This is a genomic window from Candidatus Aciduliprofundum sp. HYA1, from assembly GCF_056175085.1.
In genome coordinates this window covers 496,294-511,879 of sequence record NZ_CM149694.1, presented here as the reverse complement: position 1 = coordinate 511,879, position 15,586 = coordinate 496,294, and the positions used below count along the sequence as shown (strand labels likewise).

Here is a 15,586-nt window from a genome sequence, read left to right as displayed (position 1 = left end):
AACGCAAATATAAAAATTGCCCAGAAATCAGCAAATGAATAAAAGAAGGTAAACAATCAAACCTGCCAGGGCACCCGCGTTAAGATATGGCAATCCGGGCTGTGGCTTTCCGGTGTTTACCATAACAAAAAGAAGGAGCATGGCAGCCAGGGCACCTGCAAGCGTGAATATCCCTCCAAGCATGCCAAAATTCCTCTCTGCGGCAACAACCAGTATTCCAGGAATTAGAACATCCCCATATCCCATATAATATGCCTCCCTCTGGGTACCCTTTCCAGGTCTACCCCTGGCCCTTTTGAAGGAATATCCCTTTTTCGCGGGCACCACAAACATTGCAGGTAACTTGTGCTCAATGGCAGAATCCGCGAGGGCAACCATGTGCTTGCTCATGTAAACAGCGATGGCATCGTAAATCGCAAATAAACTGAGAAGCACGATTATCGGTATCAGGGTCAAACTCAAGCCAAATATAAGCGCAACACCCACGGTGGTAAGGATACCCACAAGATTTATCACGTACCACTCGGAATTTTTTATGAGGAGAATTGTTAGAAGCACAGATATGGCCAGGGAGATGAGGTCCGAGTAGGGTATGTAAAAATAGTACAGCAGGGGAAAGATTGCATACCACATGGCCCAGGCAATCGCAAAGTAAAATATGCCCCGAAGGAGATTTTTCTTTCCCTTTTTGGCTATGAACACTATTAAAAGGGTCACAACTATGACGTAGATGAGATAGTAAACGGCAACCCATGGATTACTACCCTCCTCTCCCAATCCTCCCTCGTATATGGTGTAGGCTGGAAAGAGAAGAAGGGCCATTACGTTGGCCACCAGAAAGATAAGCATCATATTTATCTGGGCCAGAGTTTCACTCTTCATCCTTCTTCCTCCGGTTGTACTCGCAGTTCATATTCGGACATATCTTCCAGTCCCTGCGCCCTTTCTTTCTTATGATTATCAACGGCGCACCGCAGTAGGGGCATACCTCTCCCGTGGGAATCACCTGACCCTTCTGGGGCAGGGGATATGTCACATCGCATTTTGGATAATTTGAGCATCCTATGAAACGTTTACCATTGCGGGATTGCCTTATAACAAGATCTCCACCACATTTGGGACACTTGCCAACAACATCCTTTTTCCTGTTATACTCGCATTTTGGATCGAGGCATCTCACCTCCGGACTCTGCCCCCTGCGAACTACCCTGATGAGGGGCAATCCACACACAGGGCATTTTTGCTTCAGAAATTCAACATGTCCTGTCTTTGGCAAATTGTAAAACTTCGTGGACTCTCCGTTCTCGCACACAACAAGCTTCTTCCTCTCAAGGTAGATGAGTTTTCCGCCCTCCGGACACTCCCCTATTTCGATGCGCATTGAACTTCCGATGCTCTTTCCAACATCACCCCTATTTTCCTCCAGGGATTTCAGTATGTCCTTCAGCATCTCCCTTGATTCCCTAACCACGTAATCCCCACTAACGGATCCCTCTTCGATTCTGTCCATATCCCTCTCCAATTTTGCCGTCATATCTGGCTTCACAACATCCACCCTGTTCTTCTCAAGGGAGTCTATCAGTGCCTTTCCAAGCTCCGTAGGTCTTATTGGATTCCCCCTCACATAACCCCTCTCAAATAGTTTCTGAATTATCTCGGCCCGGGTGCTCTTTGTACCCAGATTCAGTTTTTCCATCTCCTTGAGCAACGAGGATTGGGTGTATCTGCTGGGGGGCTTTGTTTCCTTCTTCACAATGTCCACACCCTTAACCCTGACTTCATCACCCTCCTTCAATCTGGGCATGGGGATCTCTTCAAACCTGGAATAGGGATAGTAATAGTGCCAGCCCTCGTTCAGAATTCTCCTTCCCTTACTCACAAAGATCTCGTCCAATATGTCTATCTTTGCGATGCTCTCCTCATATTCCAGATCAGGGGCAAGAGTGGCCAAGAATCTTCTAACTATGAGTTCATAAATTTTACCGCGCTCACCATCCAGTTTTGCACCGCGCATGGGTACGATTGGAGGATGGTCCTTGCTCTCCTTCTTACCCCTTGTTGGATACTTCCTGCGCTCCTTCTGAAGTTTTTTCACATCCTCGGAGAACTTTGATTTTTCAAGGGATTTCAGTATGCCATTTATGTTCAAACTTCTGGGATAAACTGTGTTATCTGTCCTGGGATAGGATATGTAGCCACCCATATAGAGGTCCTCAGCAATACGCATGGCTCTGGCAGCAGAGAATCCCAATTTTGTGGCCTCACTCAGAAATTCGGTTGTGTTGAATGGTGGCGGAGGCCTTATCTTTTTCGTTCCCTCAACGTATTCAAGAACCTTCCCAACATTACAATCCTTTATTTTTTCATATATCTTCTTTGCCTCCTCCTCTTTCCAGAATGGATTTGCAATGTGCTCTCCCCTGAATATTCTACGCTTTTGGAACTTAGCACCTATGTTCCAGTAGGGAGTGGGCTCAAAACTCTCAATTTCCCTCTCTCTCTTTACTATGAGGGCAAGAGTGGGGCTCTGAACCCTTCCAACAGAGAGGTAATCCTTGCCCCTTCTTCCAGATGCAAGGGATATAAAACGCGTGAGCGATGCACCCCACGCAAGGTCTATCTTCTGCCTCGTCTCCGCTGCACTGGCAAGATTGTAATTCACATCCACCAGGTTCTCAAAAGCATTTTTTATCTCCTGCTCTGTCAGAGCGCTGAACTTTGCCCTTTTTACCTTGCCCCTGTAGCCGGAGATGCTCAGGGCCTCCACTCCTATTAATTCTCCCTCCCTATCGTAATCTGTGGCTATTATGAGTAAATTCGCATCCTTGGCCAAATTTTTTAAAATTGACACCACGCCCTTCTCCTTAACGATCTTCACAGGCTCCTCATCAACCAGTTTCTGGAGGTCCTTCAAGTTCCAACTTTTGAACTTTTCAGGATAATCAAGTTGTAAAATATGCCCACGAAGGGGCACCACGAAGTATCTATCATCTGCCATGGAGAAAGAGTAATACACGTTTCTCCCCTTCTTTACCGTTTCAAATTTCCCACCTGAGAGAATCTTTGCAATACGCTGCGCTGCATTGCGCTTTTCCGCAATTACAAGAATGTTCACGGGCCATAAAAAGGGAAGTAGTAAAAAAATCTTTGCCAAGAAGGGGGCAAAGCCCCCTTTCTAAACCCCCAAATAATAAAGTAAAGATACACCAAACCCGGTTCCCGGGGGCGAAGCCCCCTTTCTAAACCACGAAGGGGGTTTCACCCCCTCTCTACACCCCCATTGAATCAAATATGGGCATACATTCCTGTTAAAGGCCAACCCGTTTTTAAGGAGGTTTGAGGGTGTTCACATCCCTCCGCTCACGGCCATCTCTATTATCTTCCTTATTTCCACAACGAATTCTAAGGGGATGTCCTTGAGCAGAGGATCAACGAAGCCCTTCACTATTAGTTGGGTGGCCTCCTCTTCCTTCAAACCTCTGGACATCAGGTAGAATAGCTCTTCCTCTCTTATCTTACCTATGGCCGCCTCGTGGCTCAGCTCGGCATCGTCCACCTCGGATACTAGCCCGGGGTAGGTCTCCATCCTTGCCTTGGAATTCAGAATCAGGGCATCGCAGCTTATGTGCCCCTTGGTTTTTGGTGCCCTTGCCCTTATTATCCCCCGGGTTATAACCGTGCTCCTGTCCATTATCACGCTCTTGCTTGCATTTATACCCCTGGCACCCGGACCCTCAAGATGCATCTCACCACCCAAATCAACGTAAAAATTCCTCTGACCTAGAATTATCCCGTTGAGTTCGGCATAACCACCCTCCTCTATCCAGTAAACTGGGTTTGCCACATTGCTCTTTCCCGTGCCAAGACCAACTGTGGTGTTTATGAACTCCGCATTCTTTCCTATTCTCGCACGGGTCATGGGGCGGGTGTGCACGTACTCAGGCCAGTTTTGCAACACGCTCAGTTTAATCTTTGCACCCTCTCCAATATATGCTTCGGTCATATCAAGGTGAAGAGAATGCCTGAGAAGGATTGGAGATGTACACCCTTCAATCAGATGCAACTCACTTCTGGGCTCAGCATTGATTATTATATGAGGCGCCTGAGCCATTGCACTGTTTTGGATGAGAAAGAATAGATGAAGGGGCATGGGTACCTTCAGCCCTGATTTTATGTGCAAAAACACTCCACCGTTCCATATGGCGGTGTGGTATGCAGCAAGTTTGCTCTCATAGGGATCGAAGAGTTTCATAAAGAGATCCTTCACAACGGGGTGCCTACGCACGGCATCCTCCATACTTTCCACAATGAGTCCTCTCTTCCTCCACGCCTGCAAAAATTCGTTGAGCACTATGCTCGTATCACTCTGAACCGCAAGTCCGGCAACGTATTTCTTCTCAACCTCTGCAATGCCAAGCCTGTCCAATAGAGCGAGCATCTCAGGTGGCAGATCCTCAAGACTTTTCACCTCGGGATAAACCTCCTCTGATGCATTAACAACGAATTCCAGAGGATCCTTGAGCACAGGATCGTTGTGGGGCGCTTTCATAAATGCCCTGAGACCCTTGTACCTCAATTTTGTCATCCATTCGGGCTCTCTGTTCCTTCTGCGGAGAGTTTCAATTTGATCCTCAATAACGCTCTTAACATCCTGAACCTCACTCATTGCAACCACACTCCTCAAATACCTTCTTGAACCCTTCATTCTCAATTCTTTCAACAAGTTCCTCTCCCCCATCCATAACTATCCTGCCTTCCTTGATAATGTGCACCTTCACAGTGCTCGGATCTATGTGCTCTAAAATTCTGCCATAGTGGGTTATGAGCATAACAGATGTCCCCCCTTCGTAGAGTTCCCTGATTTTCAGGGAGATGAGGCTCAGAGAATCAACATCCACACCGCTATCGGGCTCATCCAGGATAAGAAGTTTGGGCTCCAGAAGAAGTGCCTGAAGAATCTCAAATCTCTTGCGCTCACCTCCGGAAAATCCCACGTTGATGTAACGTGAGAGCATGTCCTCTGAGAACCAAACCTCTCTTGCCCTTTTGAATATAAGTTCCTTGGCTTTCAATGTATCCATACCCTTTACCTTCTCAAGAAGGAGAGTCAGATAGTCTATTATTCGCACCCCCTCAATATCCTCCGGGGATTGAAACGCCATTAATATGCCCCTACGGGCACGCTCATCCACGGGTACAGAATCTATCACCCTGCCCTCAAAATATATGTGCCCCTTGGTAACCCTGTAGGCAGGATGCCCCATTATGGCAAGGGCGAGGGTGCTCTTACCCGAGCCATTCGGACCCATAATCACATGAATTTCCCTCTTTCCCATTTCAAAATTCATATCTCTGATTATCTCCTTACCATCAACGGCAACTCCAAGAGATTCAACCTTGAGCAATTTCATAATTTCGGGAATGGTTAATCATTTTTAAGTGTTGTTGGACAAATCTGTGGATTGAAAAGAATTGAGCCCTTAAGGTGAGAATTGTGAAACCTCTCCTCACTGGGCAAAAATTCGTCAATAAACGAATATAAACACGATAAAAGTTAAATAGGCCATTTTCTATGCCATGGGCAGGTGAGAATATGGTAGGTATTGTAACTTATGGCTCGTACATACCAATATACAGGATAAAAACAGCAGAGATTGCAAGAATATGGGGTGACAACCCGGAGCACCCCGAAAAGGGCCTCGGGATAATGAGCAAGAGCGTCCCAGCCTACGATGAGGATGCTGCCACCATAGCCGTGGAGGCACTTCGTAATGCACTGCGCAGGAAGAACATTCCTGGTGAAAAGATAGGTGCAATCTTTGTGGGAAGTGAATCGCATCCCTACGCGGTTAAACCCACGGCATCCCTGATTGCGGAGGTTGTGGGAGCCTATAATGCTCACGCTGCAGATCTGGAATTTGCCTGTAAGGCAGGAACCGCAGCTATGCAGAATGTTTATGCAATGGTCAAGGCAGGTATGATTGAATACGGCATTGCAATTGGCACCGATACATCACAGGGCCAGCCGGGAGATGCACTTGATTATTCTGCCTCGGCGGGAGGAACAGCGTACATAATAGGAAATAAAGAGGTGATTGCAGAGATAAACGACACGGTATCATTCGTCACAGATACCCCAGATTTCTGGCGTCGTGAGGGACAGAGGTACCCATCCCACGGAGGGAGATTTACCGGGGAACCCGCGTATTTCAAGCATGTGATGACCGCAGCAAGAATGCTCATGGAGAGGATGGGCACGGAAGCAAAGGATTACAACTATGTGGTTTTCCACCAGCCAAATGGAAAGTTTCCGATGCGTGTGGGCAAGAGATTGGGCTTCACAAAGGAGCAGATACAGCAGGGACTGCTCACACCGTATATAGGAAATACGTACTCGGGAGCCACGCCCACAGGGTTAAGCGCGGTGCTTGATGTGGCAAAGCCCGGAGACAGGATACTTGCTGTGTCCTTCGGAAGTGGGGCGGGCAGCGATGCATTTGACATAACCGTTACCGATGAGATTGAAAATTTCAATCGCGATGCCGCACCAAAAACGTGGGACCTGGTAAAGAGGGCAAAGTACATTGACTACGCCCAGTATTTGAAATTCAGGCGCATGATTGTGGAGGTGGATTGAATGAGAGACGTGGCAATAATTGGAGCGGGAGAGACAAAATACGGAGAGCACTGGGACAAGAGCCTGAGGGACCTGGTTGTGGAAGCGGGGTTGAAGGCCATTGAGGATGCAAACATAACTGCGGAGGATATCCAGGCCATATTTGGAGGAAATATGAGCGCTGGAAGTTTCGTAGGTCAGGATCACGTTGGAGCACTCATGGCTGATTTTGCAGGACTGGCCGAGCATCGGGTGCCTGCACTGCGCATTGAATCCGCATGTGCCAGTGGAGCCGCCGCATTGCATGCGGGTTATATGGCAGTAGCCTCCGGACTATACGATATAGTGCTTGTTGGAGGCGTTGAGAAGATGACCGATTTGCAGGGAGATATGGTTACTGATATACTGGCGGGTGCTGCCGATAGGGAATGGGAAGTTTTCCTCGGCGCAACATTTCCCGCACTTGCAGCCATGATGACTCGTCGGTACATGTACGAGTTCGGTATGACAGAGGAGCAGATGGCTCTTTTCCCCGTTATAGCACACAAGCATGGTGCCATGAACCCCGATGCCCATTTCCAGAGGGAGATATCCGTGGAATCAGTGCTTAAATCACCCATTGTTGCCGAGCCACTGCGTGTTATGAACTGTTCCCCTGTAAGCGATGGGGCCGCAGCCCTGGTGCTCACCTCGGCAGATATGGCCAGAAAATACACAGATTCTCCGATAAAAATATCTGCCTCCGCATTTGCCAATGAGTACATATCCCTGCATTCAAGAGATTCCCTCATCAGATCAATTTCCACCATTGAGGCAGGTCAGAAGGCGTACAAAATGGCAAAGAAGGAGCCAAAGGATATTGATCTCGTGGAGATTCATGATGCCTTCTCAATAATCGCCATAGAGGGACTTGAGGATCTCGGATTTGCAAAGAAGGGCGAGGCCTGGAAACTCGCAGAGGAGGGGCAGTTGTACTACGATGGAGAACTACCCTACAATGTCTCCGGAGGACTCAAAGCGAAGGGGCATCCCGTGGGTGCCACAGGCGTGGGCCAGGTGGTTGAGATCGTGAAACAGTTACGCAACGAGGCAGGCAAGAGACAGGTTCCCGATGCCCGTGTGGGCCTTGCCCACAATGTTGGTGGAACAATGACTTCAAGCATTGTGCATATTCTGGAGGTGTTCTAAATGGTCGTACCGAGATTCTGGAGGGAGAGAAGATACAGGTACAATCTCATTGGCACAAAATGCCCAGTATGCGGTACGGTTTACTTCCCCCCGCGCAGTGTGTGCCCAAAATGCGGCCGTGAGAGCGTTGGAAAGATGGAGGAGTTCCAGCTCAGCGGCAAGGGAAAGGTTTACTCCTACACGGTGGTGCATCAGAACGTGCTTGGCTACAAGTACCAGAAACCCTATGTTATGGCCATAATTGAAACTCCCGAAGGACCAAAAATAACGGGACAAATAGTGGATGTGGATCCGGAGGATGTGCACATCGGAATGCCAGTTCGCGCTGTATTCCGCAGAATCGCGGAGGATGGTAAGGCAGGAATAATCCAGTACGGGTACAAATTTGTGCCCGATCAATAATTTTTTTAAATTTTTGACTGGGGCATCCTTTCCAAGGGCTTCTAACTTCTGGACCTCGCATCTGTGCCAAGAGGTGAAAAAACATAAATTCTCAAAGCGATTATGGCTTGTGAAATTTCTGGCAGATCACATGCTCGGAAAACTCGCCAAGTACCTGAGATTTCTCGGGTACGATACCTATTACCCCAATGGAAAAATGAGTGACGATGAGATAATTGAAATTGCAAGGAAGGAGAACAGAATAATCCTCACAAGGGATAAGGAGCTCGCGCGGAGAAGTGGCGGATTCTACGTTGAGAGTGAAAACTACGAAGAGCAGCTCAAGATGGTGGCAAGGAAATTCAATCTAAATGCAGATAATATGCTCTCAAGGTGCTCCATATGCAACGAGCCCCTGATACCTGTAAGCAAGGAGAAGGTGAGAGGGAGGGTTCCAGAGTACGTGTATGATCACACAGATGAGTTCTACATGTGTCCAAAGTGTGGCCGCGTTTACTGGTGGGGCACACACACGGAAAATATTGACAGGAAGATAAGAGAAATTATGGAGGAAAGAGGATGAAGATTGAAGAGAAGGAACGTGGAGAGATCTCGGTGCGTGTGGACAATTTAGATGATCTGTGGTACCTGAGCACGATACTGGGAGAGGGAGATCTCGTGTTTGGCTACGTGTTCCGTAAGGACACGGCAAGCGGAGATATGAAGAGGGCAAAGAAGGTTGAAAGAAAGAAAATTAGAGTTGGAATAAGGGTAAAAAAACTCGATTTCCAGGAATTTTCGGACAGGCTCCGCATCTCAGGCATTATCGTGGCAGGCCCAGAGGATTACCTGGGCTCACATCAAACCATAAACGTGGGACCCGGTGATGAAATCTCAATAATAAAAGAGTGGAGCATGAAGGATAGGGAACTTCTTGAAGAGGCGGTGAAAAATTCAGAGAGACCCATGGTTTATTTCCTGGGACTTGAACACGGTCTTGCAACAATTGCAGTGATGAAAACCTACGGCATTCAGGAATTTGTCACACTGAGAAAGAGGGGGGATGAAGATGAGGAGTTCTTCGGGGAAGTTCTGGCAGCGCTTAAGGAGGTCTGGGATGAAAGATCGCCCTTGATAATCCTAGGTCCTGGGTTTTACAAAGAAGATTTTGTGAGTTTTGCAGGAAATGATATTAAAAATTACATTATGGTTCAGGCATCCCATGGCGATCTGAGGGGCATATACGAGGTTCTCAAGTCAGGAGCCTTGGACAAGATACTCAAGCAGCACAGAATCGCCAGGGAGGAGCAACTTGTGGAGAGATTGCTCACAGAGATAAAGAGGGAGGGATTGTACGCCTACGGAAGTGAAGAGGTAAAGAATTACCTCAATATGGGTGCGGTGAAGGATCTTCTGATCTCGGACAAAAATTACAAAAAATACAAAGATCTTATGAACCTGGCAGTTCAAACGGGGGCCGAGGTGCACATAATCAGCACCTCCCACGAAGCAGGAAAAATTTTAGAGCATTTAGGGGGCGTGGCTGCTCTTCTCAGATTTCGGTGAGCGCATAAGCACATAAATCAAAATTACGATCAGCATCACAAGGATGAAGACTCCCCAGAACCCGTATCCAATGGGATATATGAGAAAGAGATAAACTGAAAAATAGGCCAGCGGGAACGTCAGAAGGGTGTAAGCCACGGTATCAAGACGAACTTTTCCAAACATGGGCTCAAATCTAGCGTAGGTTATGTGGAGCATCCACAGGGCCATAAGTGTATAGGCCACACCAAGGGTCAGGGGGGAGTATGGATTGTAATTTCCCAGAGCGAAAACTATGCCAACCAGGGCTATGAAATTGTAAACATAAAAGAGGATCTCATCCTTAACCACCCTGTAAACATATAGGAAAGCAAGGGATACGAGAAGATCAAGGATAACAAGCCATGTGTAGCGCAGATTTCCCATGGGGACAATCAGGAGGAGTATGTAGTATGCACCCAAGAAGTACCATTCTCTCTTCATCTCATCACCTTCAGTATGGAAGTCAGCGGATACTCTATGTTCCAATCAACCACCCTCCCAAACATTCTTATCCTTCTCAAGCGAACCTCCCTCTCCGCGCGCAGTATCTCCGAGGCCATGTCCTTTCCATGGCCTATGAGGGTAGGAGATATTGTGAGAACATCGTAACCCTTGGCAAGAAGTTCAACAATGGCATCATCAATATCCCAGGAAAGCAGGGGAGATATGAGAATCACAAATGAATTGGGTGGGAAAAATCTGGATACTATGAACTTTCCATAATCAAAAGTCAAACGGCTTATCTTCTCACTTCTTAAGTAGAGCAACCTTTCCAGAATCAGGTACATTGCCCTCTTCCCATAGGTTGGATATATCCAATCCACTGTATTGCCCAGAACAACAAAGCCCACCCTGCTCCTTGTGCGTGATAGGTATGTGGCCAGCGTTGCCGCTGCCCGCACGGATGCATTGAGCAATTTTTCGTACTCCTCCGCGCCCTTCATAAAACGCCTAACATCCAGAAGTATCACCGTATCCCCTGTACGCTCGCTTTCGTACTCGTTAACCATAAGTTCATTCCTACGTGCCGTTGCCTTCCAGTTTATCCAGCGCATGTCATCTCCCGGGTAATATTCCCTGATATCTGCAAATTCCATCCCCGGTCCCTTAAGACGCGAGGGATAATCACCCAAAATACTGCGTGTTTTTCGGGGTTTTATCTTCAGTTTCCTTATGTACTCTATTTTTGGATAGATTCTTAACTCGCCCCTGTCCTTTACCTTCCTGCCGTAACTTCTTATACCGAGAACATCCTCAGAGTAAACCAGTGCCTCTTTAAATTCTATCTTACCGAATTTATCAAGATGTACCTTTTTCTTCACCACGCACCTATCCTTACAATAGCCCTGAAGTATGTTGGCGGCATCCTGAAGGAAATAATATCCTCTTCCTTTAAGCGTGTAAACAAATTCCGTGGTATTACCCTCCACAAACCTGCGCTCTTCAAATTTGCGCTTGAATTTCACAGGCTTAAAAGGGAGAATTTCTGAGAATATTATAAGCCAGAGTATGGGCAGAGCGAGGAACATGGCTAATGGAGAGAAAAGCACTATTCCCACAAACACGAGCAGAGCGAAGTAGAGCGTAAGGGCATAGTAGTGGAGGGTTCGCATCCTTTACACCTTGGGCACAGGCACCTTCTTCAGCACATCCTCCACAACATCCTTCGGCCTAACACCCCTAATCCAGGGCTCAGGTTTGAGGATTATCCTATGCACCAGAGCGATTCGGGTAACCGCCTTCACATCGTCGGGAACCACGTAATCCCTGCCATATACCAGAGCACGGGCACGGGATAGCCTCATTATAGCCAGACTTCCCCTGGGACTTGCCCCAACTTCAACCTGCACATGGCTGCGTGTGGAACGAACTATACGTACTATGTAATCAAGAATATCGTCCTGGATGAACACATCCTCCACCATCTTCTTCATTTCGAGCAATTCTTCCCTTGTCACCACCTTGTTTAAGGGTATCTCGTCCCTTCTCCAGGCTATTCTCCTCTTCAGAATCTCAATTTCGTCCTTCTTGCTCGGATACCCTATACTCAGCTTTACCAGAAACCTGTCAAGTTGTGCCTCTGGAAGTGGATATGTGCCCTCGTACTCTATCGGATTTTGGGTCGCTATGACTATGAATGGCTCCTCAAGTTTGTAGGTCTCACCCTCAATGGTAACCTGTCTCTCCTGCATGGCCTCAAGTAATGCGGCCTGGGTCTTTGGAGGAGAGCGATTTATCTCATCGGCAAGAAGAATATTCGTGAACACAGGTCCCTTCATAAATTTGAACTCTGAAGTTTTCCTGTCAAATATGTAGGCGCCTGTGATATCGCTGGGCATAAGATCTGGTGTGAACTGAACACGCTTGAAATCGCATCCCAGAACCTGGGCAAAGGATTTCACTATAAGCGTTTTTGCCAGACCGGGATAGTCCTCAAAGAGTATGTGCCCTCCGGCCAGAATTGTGTACAGAACCTCACGCAGCACCTCGTCCTTTCCAACTATTACCTTCTTCACCTCATCAATAATTTTTTCCATCTTTTCCTTCATTTCATCGCCTCCAGAATGGTATTTATATTTTTCAAAAACTCATCCTTGGGTAGAGCGGTTCTCAGATCATGGATTCTCCTGAACATTTCAGCCACTATTTTTGCTCTATCTCCCAGATACCTTCTTAGGAAATCCTCATTGGCAAGGTTCTTTCTCACAAGGAGTTCCGGAAGATCGTACCTTATGCTCAGATCTATGGCAAGAGTATTGAGAACCCTTAACTCTATATCCCTCTGGGCAACTGCCTTGCCCTCAAGGGCTTTTTTCACGGTCTCTTTGAAATGGGCAATATCCTCATCCACGACCACACGTTCTTCCTCTTCAACCCGGGGTCTCGGGGCATTTCTTATGGCAAAGATGAATGGTATGTAAATCAGGGATATGAGGAGCACGATGAGGAGGAAAAACTCAACGGACATTATGGCGTAAAAAGAGAAGGCAAGGATTATGGCAATGTACCATACCCAGGCATTGCTCTTTCCTGTGGGTTCTGGATTCATGCCCATAAATCCCATCCTTCTCGCAATAACCATCCTCGTTACCTTACTTTCCTCCGGCTTCATTTTTTATCTCCTCCAGGGCATTAAGTGCAAGTTTTCTATGCTCCTCGGTCATATGGTGACCGCTGTATCTGGCAATCTCAAAAAGGGTAGTGAGGATATCCACAGGCTTGGGAGAGATTTTAAGGGTGCTCAGTGCAAATTCTCTAAACTCACGGGGTGTGTAGTAACTCTTATCCTCAACTCCCTGGCTGCGCATCAGAAGTTCCATCTCCTTATAGGCAGAAAGTATGGCTCCACGAACATCCTTGCCAATCTTGACCTCATAAATTGCCTTTTCCACCGCTTCCCTTGTGGTTATCTTCTTCTTTTCAACCTTGACCTCCCTGCGACGGTAGACCATCACCACGAACAATCCGAAAATCAGGCCCATCACAACAGAAAGGATTATGAGAATGAGCATGTTTCCAGCATAGGAAGGAGTGCTTCCCTGGTGGGCAGGAATACCTCCTGTCTTTGAATAAAGAATGAAGGTGACTTTATCTGCAAGGAAATAAATAGCCCCAAACATCAAAAGAGCCAAAAACATGCCAACTACACCCATAAGGGCCTCCTTCAAAAATCTCTGACGATAGATGAATGCACCCACAACTGCTATGGCAACTATACCCCAGAGAATCGCCTGCAGGAAATACATGAAGTATGAGGAGCCCGAAGATTCCTGGGTTGGGGGTGCCACCACAACCTGCTGCGGTCTCGTGGAAACGGGTGTGCTGAACTTTATGGTTGTTGTTGGCAAAATTGCACCTAAGGAAACTGTAAGCCATATGAGAAGTAGTGCTGCTGGAATCTTCAGGCTCATTTTCATTGCAAGGTGAATGGCTTAAGAAATTTAAAACCTTCCCATCAAATATTAAATACCCAATGACCATGCATACCCATGCGTCCTTCCTGGGATGAGTACTTTATGCGAATGGCCTACCTTGTTTCCACACGCTCCACCTGCACAAGAAGGAAGGTTGGAGCCGTGATTGTCAAAGATAAGAGAATTCTAGCCACTGGCTACAACGGGCCTCCAAAGGGTCTGGCGCATTGCGATGTCACCGGCTGCATTCGCGAAGAACTGAATGTGCCAAGTGGAGAGAGACACGAATTGTGCCGTGGATTGCATGCGGAGCAGAATGCCATAATACAGGCGGCCGTGCACGGCGTATCCATCAAGGATGCAACCATATATGTGACGAATCATCCCTGCGTTGTATGTGCAAAGATGCTAATAAATGCGGAAATTAAGGAAATCGTGTACGCGGAGGGCTATCCGGACGATCTGGCGGCCCTCATGCTTCTTGAGAACGATATTAAGGTGAGAAGATTCACCCTTCCTGAGGAGGAAGTAATAAAAATTCTGGGTGAGGAAGAATGATTGACATAAAGATTCTGCGTGCAAACCCGGAAAGCGTGAAGGAGATGCTTCGAAGGAGGTACGAGTCCACGGATATTGTGGACGAGATTCTGAAATACGACAGAATGTGGAGAGATACTCTGAAGGAAATTGAGAATCTCAGACATCTGCGCAACAAAAAAAGCGTGGAGATAGGAAAACTCGTGAAAATGGGTGAGGATATCTCCACGGTAAAGATGGAAATGAAGGAAATAAACCAAAAAATAAAGGAACTGGAAGGTAGGGTGGAAGATTACAAGAACAAGAGGGACTACCTTCTCCTGCGCCTCCCAAATTTCCTGATGGAGGACACACCCATATGTGAGGGTGAGGAGAATTCCCCCGTGCTGCGCACCTGGGGCAGGGCCATGGTTCTAAATGAGAGTTTAGAGGATTTTAAAAGATTCTCAAATGGAATGGATTACGAAATCATAGAAAAAAGGCCGGAGAGCCATGTGGATATAATTGAGAAGTACGACCTCGCAGACATAGCCCGTGCTGCCAAGGTGGCGGGAGCGAGATTTTATTACCTGAAGAATGAACTCGTGTTGCTTGAACAGGCCCTCATAAGATTCGCCCTGGATAAAATGGTTGAAAAGGGGTACGTGCCCGTATCTCCGCCCCTTATGATTCGTCGCGCCGCAATGGAGGGCGTCACCGATTTCTCAGCCTTTGAGGAGATGATTTACAAGATTGATGGGGAGGATCTCTATATGATTGCCACAGCGGAGCATCCCCTGGTTGCAATGCATATGAAGGAAATTCTTGAAGAGGAGGATCTGCCCAAAAAGTATGTGGGCATCTCACCCTGTTTCCGCAAGGAGGCGGGGGCGCATGGTAAAGATACCAAGGGCATATTCCGTGTGCACAATTTCTACAAGGTGGAGCAGGTCATATTCTCAAGACCTGAGAACTCACAGCAGTATATGGAGGAACTGATAAGGAATGCTGAGGAGATTCTCCAAGCCCTGGAACTTCCATACAGGGTCATAAACATATGCTCCGGCGAGTTGGGCGCGGTGGCTGCAAAGAAGTACGACATAGAGGTGTGGATGCCCGCACAGCAGAAGTTCCGCGAGGTGGTCTCCTGCTCAAACTGCCTTGAATATCAATCCCGGAGACTCAAAATAAGGTACAGACATAAAGGAGAGTTAAAATTTGTGCACACCCTCAACAGCACGGCACTGGCAACAACGCGCATCATGGTGGCCATAATCGAGAACTTCCAGGATGATAGGGGAATAAGAATTCCAGATGCTCTGCAACCTTACACGGGATTTGAGCGCATAGAATTTGGGAAAAATTAATCTTCACGATGCCCATG

At 47.3% G+C, this 15,586-nt stretch carries 16 protein-coding genes; 7 read left to right on the top strand and 9 right to left on the bottom strand.

The annotated features are described in order from the left end of the window. Positions 1–27: 27 nt before the first annotated feature. From AC0S1O_RS02950 to sufC, 4 genes are all read right to left on the bottom strand, one after another. Entirely contained in the window at positions 28–882 is an 855-nt protein-coding gene (locus AC0S1O_RS02950) for a presenilin family intramembrane aspartyl protease PSH (protein WP_475394270.1), read from the bottom strand. Next, positions 872–3,115 carry a DNA topoisomerase I gene (locus AC0S1O_RS02945; RefSeq protein ID WP_475394269.1) on the bottom strand — a complete coding sequence of 748 codons (2,244 nt, stop codon included), beginning with the start codon at positions 3,113–3,115 and terminating at the stop codon, positions 872–874. Before AC0S1O_RS02945 ends, AC0S1O_RS02950 begins: the two co-directional genes overlap by 11 nt. A gap of 231 nt (positions 3,116–3,346) precedes the next feature. Beyond that, complete coding sequence (gene smsB, locus AC0S1O_RS02940) at positions 3,347–4,666, bottom strand: SUF-like minimal system protein SmsB (RefSeq protein WP_475394460.1); 1,320 nt, start codon at positions 4,664–4,666, stop codon at positions 3,347–3,349. Continuing rightward, positions 4,659–5,405 (bottom strand): Fe-S cluster assembly ATPase SufC, encoded by a 747-nt coding sequence (sufC, locus tag AC0S1O_RS02935; protein ID WP_475394459.1) that lies wholly within the window; start codon positions 5,403–5,405, stop codon positions 4,659–4,661. The genes smsB and sufC overlap by 8 nt, the downstream gene beginning before the upstream one ends. 188 nt (positions 5,406–5,593) lie before the next feature. Between sufC and AC0S1O_RS02930 the strand changes: the two genes are divergently transcribed. The 5 genes from AC0S1O_RS02930 (at position 5,594) to AC0S1O_RS02910 (ending at position 9,751) form a co-directional block, all read left to right on the top strand. Beyond that, a complete protein-coding gene (locus AC0S1O_RS02930; protein ID WP_475394268.1) occupies positions 5,594–6,637 on the top strand; it encodes a hydroxymethylglutaryl-CoA synthase in 1,044 nt (347 codons plus the stop codon). Continuing rightward, positions 6,638–7,804: a thiolase domain-containing protein gene (locus AC0S1O_RS02925; RefSeq protein WP_475394267.1), complete on the top strand. Its 1,167-nt coding sequence runs from the start codon at positions 6,638–6,640 to the stop codon at positions 7,802–7,804. After that, on the top strand, positions 7,805–8,206 hold the full coding sequence (locus AC0S1O_RS02920) for a Zn-ribbon domain-containing OB-fold protein (RefSeq protein WP_475394266.1): 402 nt from the start codon (positions 7,805–7,807) through the stop codon (positions 8,204–8,206). 109 nt (positions 8,207–8,315) lie between these two features. Next, on the top strand, positions 8,316–8,768 hold the full coding sequence (locus tag AC0S1O_RS02915; protein ID WP_475394265.1) for a DUF5615 family PIN-like protein: 453 nt from the start codon (positions 8,316–8,318) through the stop codon (positions 8,766–8,768). Continuing rightward, positions 8,765–9,751, top strand: a complete 987-nt coding sequence (locus tag AC0S1O_RS02910) for an mRNA surveillance protein pelota (RefSeq protein ID WP_475394264.1) — start codon at positions 8,765–8,767, stop codon at positions 9,749–9,751. The genes AC0S1O_RS02915 and AC0S1O_RS02910 overlap by 4 nt, the downstream gene beginning before the upstream one ends. Here the strand turns inward: AC0S1O_RS02910 and AC0S1O_RS02905 are convergent. The 5 genes from AC0S1O_RS02905 to AC0S1O_RS02885 are packed head-to-tail and all read right to left on the bottom strand — an operon-like array spanning position 9,716 to position 13,689. Then, positions 9,716–10,213: a hypothetical protein gene (locus AC0S1O_RS02905; RefSeq protein ID WP_475394263.1), complete on the bottom strand. Its 498-nt coding sequence runs from the start codon at positions 10,211–10,213 to the stop codon at positions 9,716–9,718. The two genes, AC0S1O_RS02910 and AC0S1O_RS02905, sit on opposite strands and share 36 nt — an antisense overlap. Then, complete coding sequence (locus tag AC0S1O_RS02900) at positions 10,210–11,385, bottom strand: DUF58 domain-containing protein (protein ID WP_475394262.1); 1,176 nt, start codon at positions 11,383–11,385, stop codon at positions 10,210–10,212. Before AC0S1O_RS02900 ends, AC0S1O_RS02905 begins: the two co-directional genes overlap by 4 nt. 3 nt (positions 11,386–11,388) lie before the next feature. After that, positions 11,389–12,321, bottom strand: a complete 933-nt coding sequence (locus tag AC0S1O_RS02895) for an AAA family ATPase (protein ID WP_475394261.1) — start codon at positions 12,319–12,321, stop codon at positions 11,389–11,391. Beyond that, positions 12,318–12,884 (bottom strand): hypothetical protein, encoded by a 567-nt coding sequence (locus tag AC0S1O_RS02890; protein WP_475394260.1) that lies wholly within the window; start codon positions 12,882–12,884, stop codon positions 12,318–12,320. Before AC0S1O_RS02890 ends, AC0S1O_RS02895 begins: the two co-directional genes overlap by 4 nt. Beyond that, complete coding sequence (locus AC0S1O_RS02885; RefSeq protein ID WP_475394259.1) at positions 12,865–13,689, bottom strand: DUF4129 domain-containing protein; 825 nt, start codon at positions 13,687–13,689, stop codon at positions 12,865–12,867. The genes AC0S1O_RS02890 and AC0S1O_RS02885 overlap by 20 nt, the downstream gene beginning before the upstream one ends. A gap of 72 nt (positions 13,690–13,761) precedes the next feature. Between AC0S1O_RS02885 and AC0S1O_RS02880 the strand changes: the two genes are divergently transcribed. Then, complete coding sequence (locus AC0S1O_RS02880) at positions 13,762–14,244, top strand: deoxycytidylate deaminase (RefSeq protein ID WP_475394258.1); 483 nt, start codon at positions 13,762–13,764, stop codon at positions 14,242–14,244. Next, on the top strand, positions 14,241–15,569 hold the full coding sequence (gene serS, locus AC0S1O_RS02875; RefSeq protein ID WP_475394257.1) for a serine--tRNA ligase: 1,329 nt from the start codon (positions 14,241–14,243) through the stop codon (positions 15,567–15,569). The genes AC0S1O_RS02880 and serS overlap by 4 nt, the downstream gene beginning before the upstream one ends. Positions 15,570–15,586: the final 17 nt, after the last annotated feature.

Bases quoted from the DNA above. Each gene is read 5' to 3' on its own strand.
- AC0S1O_RS02920 (WP_475394266.1), top strand. From the start codon at position 7,805: ATGGTCGTACCGAGATTCTGGAGGGAGAGAAGATACAGGTACAATCTC.
- serS (WP_475394257.1), top strand. From the start codon at position 14,241: ATGATTGACATAAAGATTCTGCGTGCAAACCCGGAAAGCGTGAAGGAG.
- AC0S1O_RS02905 (WP_475394263.1), bottom strand. From the start codon at position 10,213: ATGAAGAGAGAATGGTACTTCTTGGGTGCATACTACATACTCCTCCTG.
- AC0S1O_RS02910 (WP_475394264.1), top strand. From the start codon at position 8,765: ATGAAGATTGAAGAGAAGGAACGTGGAGAGATCTCGGTGCGTGTGGAC.
- AC0S1O_RS02925 (WP_475394267.1), top strand. From the start codon at position 6,638: ATGAGAGACGTGGCAATAATTGGAGCGGGAGAGACAAAATACGGAGAG.
- AC0S1O_RS02950 (WP_475394270.1), bottom strand. From the start codon at position 882: ATGAAGAGTGAAACTCTGGCCCAGATAAATATGATGCTTATCTTTCTG.
- AC0S1O_RS02880 (WP_475394258.1), top strand. From the start codon at position 13,762: ATGCGTCCTTCCTGGGATGAGTACTTTATGCGAATGGCCTACCTTGTT.
- AC0S1O_RS02890 (WP_475394260.1), bottom strand. From the start codon at position 12,884: ATGAAGCCGGAGGAAAGTAAGGTAACGAGGATGGTTATTGCGAGAAGG.
- AC0S1O_RS02895 (WP_475394261.1), bottom strand. From the start codon at position 12,321: ATGAAGGAAAAGATGGAAAAAATTATTGATGAGGTGAAGAAGGTAATA.
- smsB (WP_475394460.1), bottom strand. From the start codon at position 4,666: ATGAGTGAGGTTCAGGATGTTAAGAGCGTTATTGAGGATCAAATTGAA.
- AC0S1O_RS02885 (WP_475394259.1), bottom strand. From the start codon at position 13,689: ATGAAAATGAGCCTGAAGATTCCAGCAGCACTACTTCTCATATGGCTT.
- AC0S1O_RS02930 (WP_475394268.1), top strand. From the start codon at position 5,594: ATGGTAGGTATTGTAACTTATGGCTCGTACATACCAATATACAGGATA.
- AC0S1O_RS02900 (WP_475394262.1), bottom strand. From the start codon at position 11,385: ATGCGAACCCTCCACTACTATGCCCTTACGCTCTACTTCGCTCTGCTC.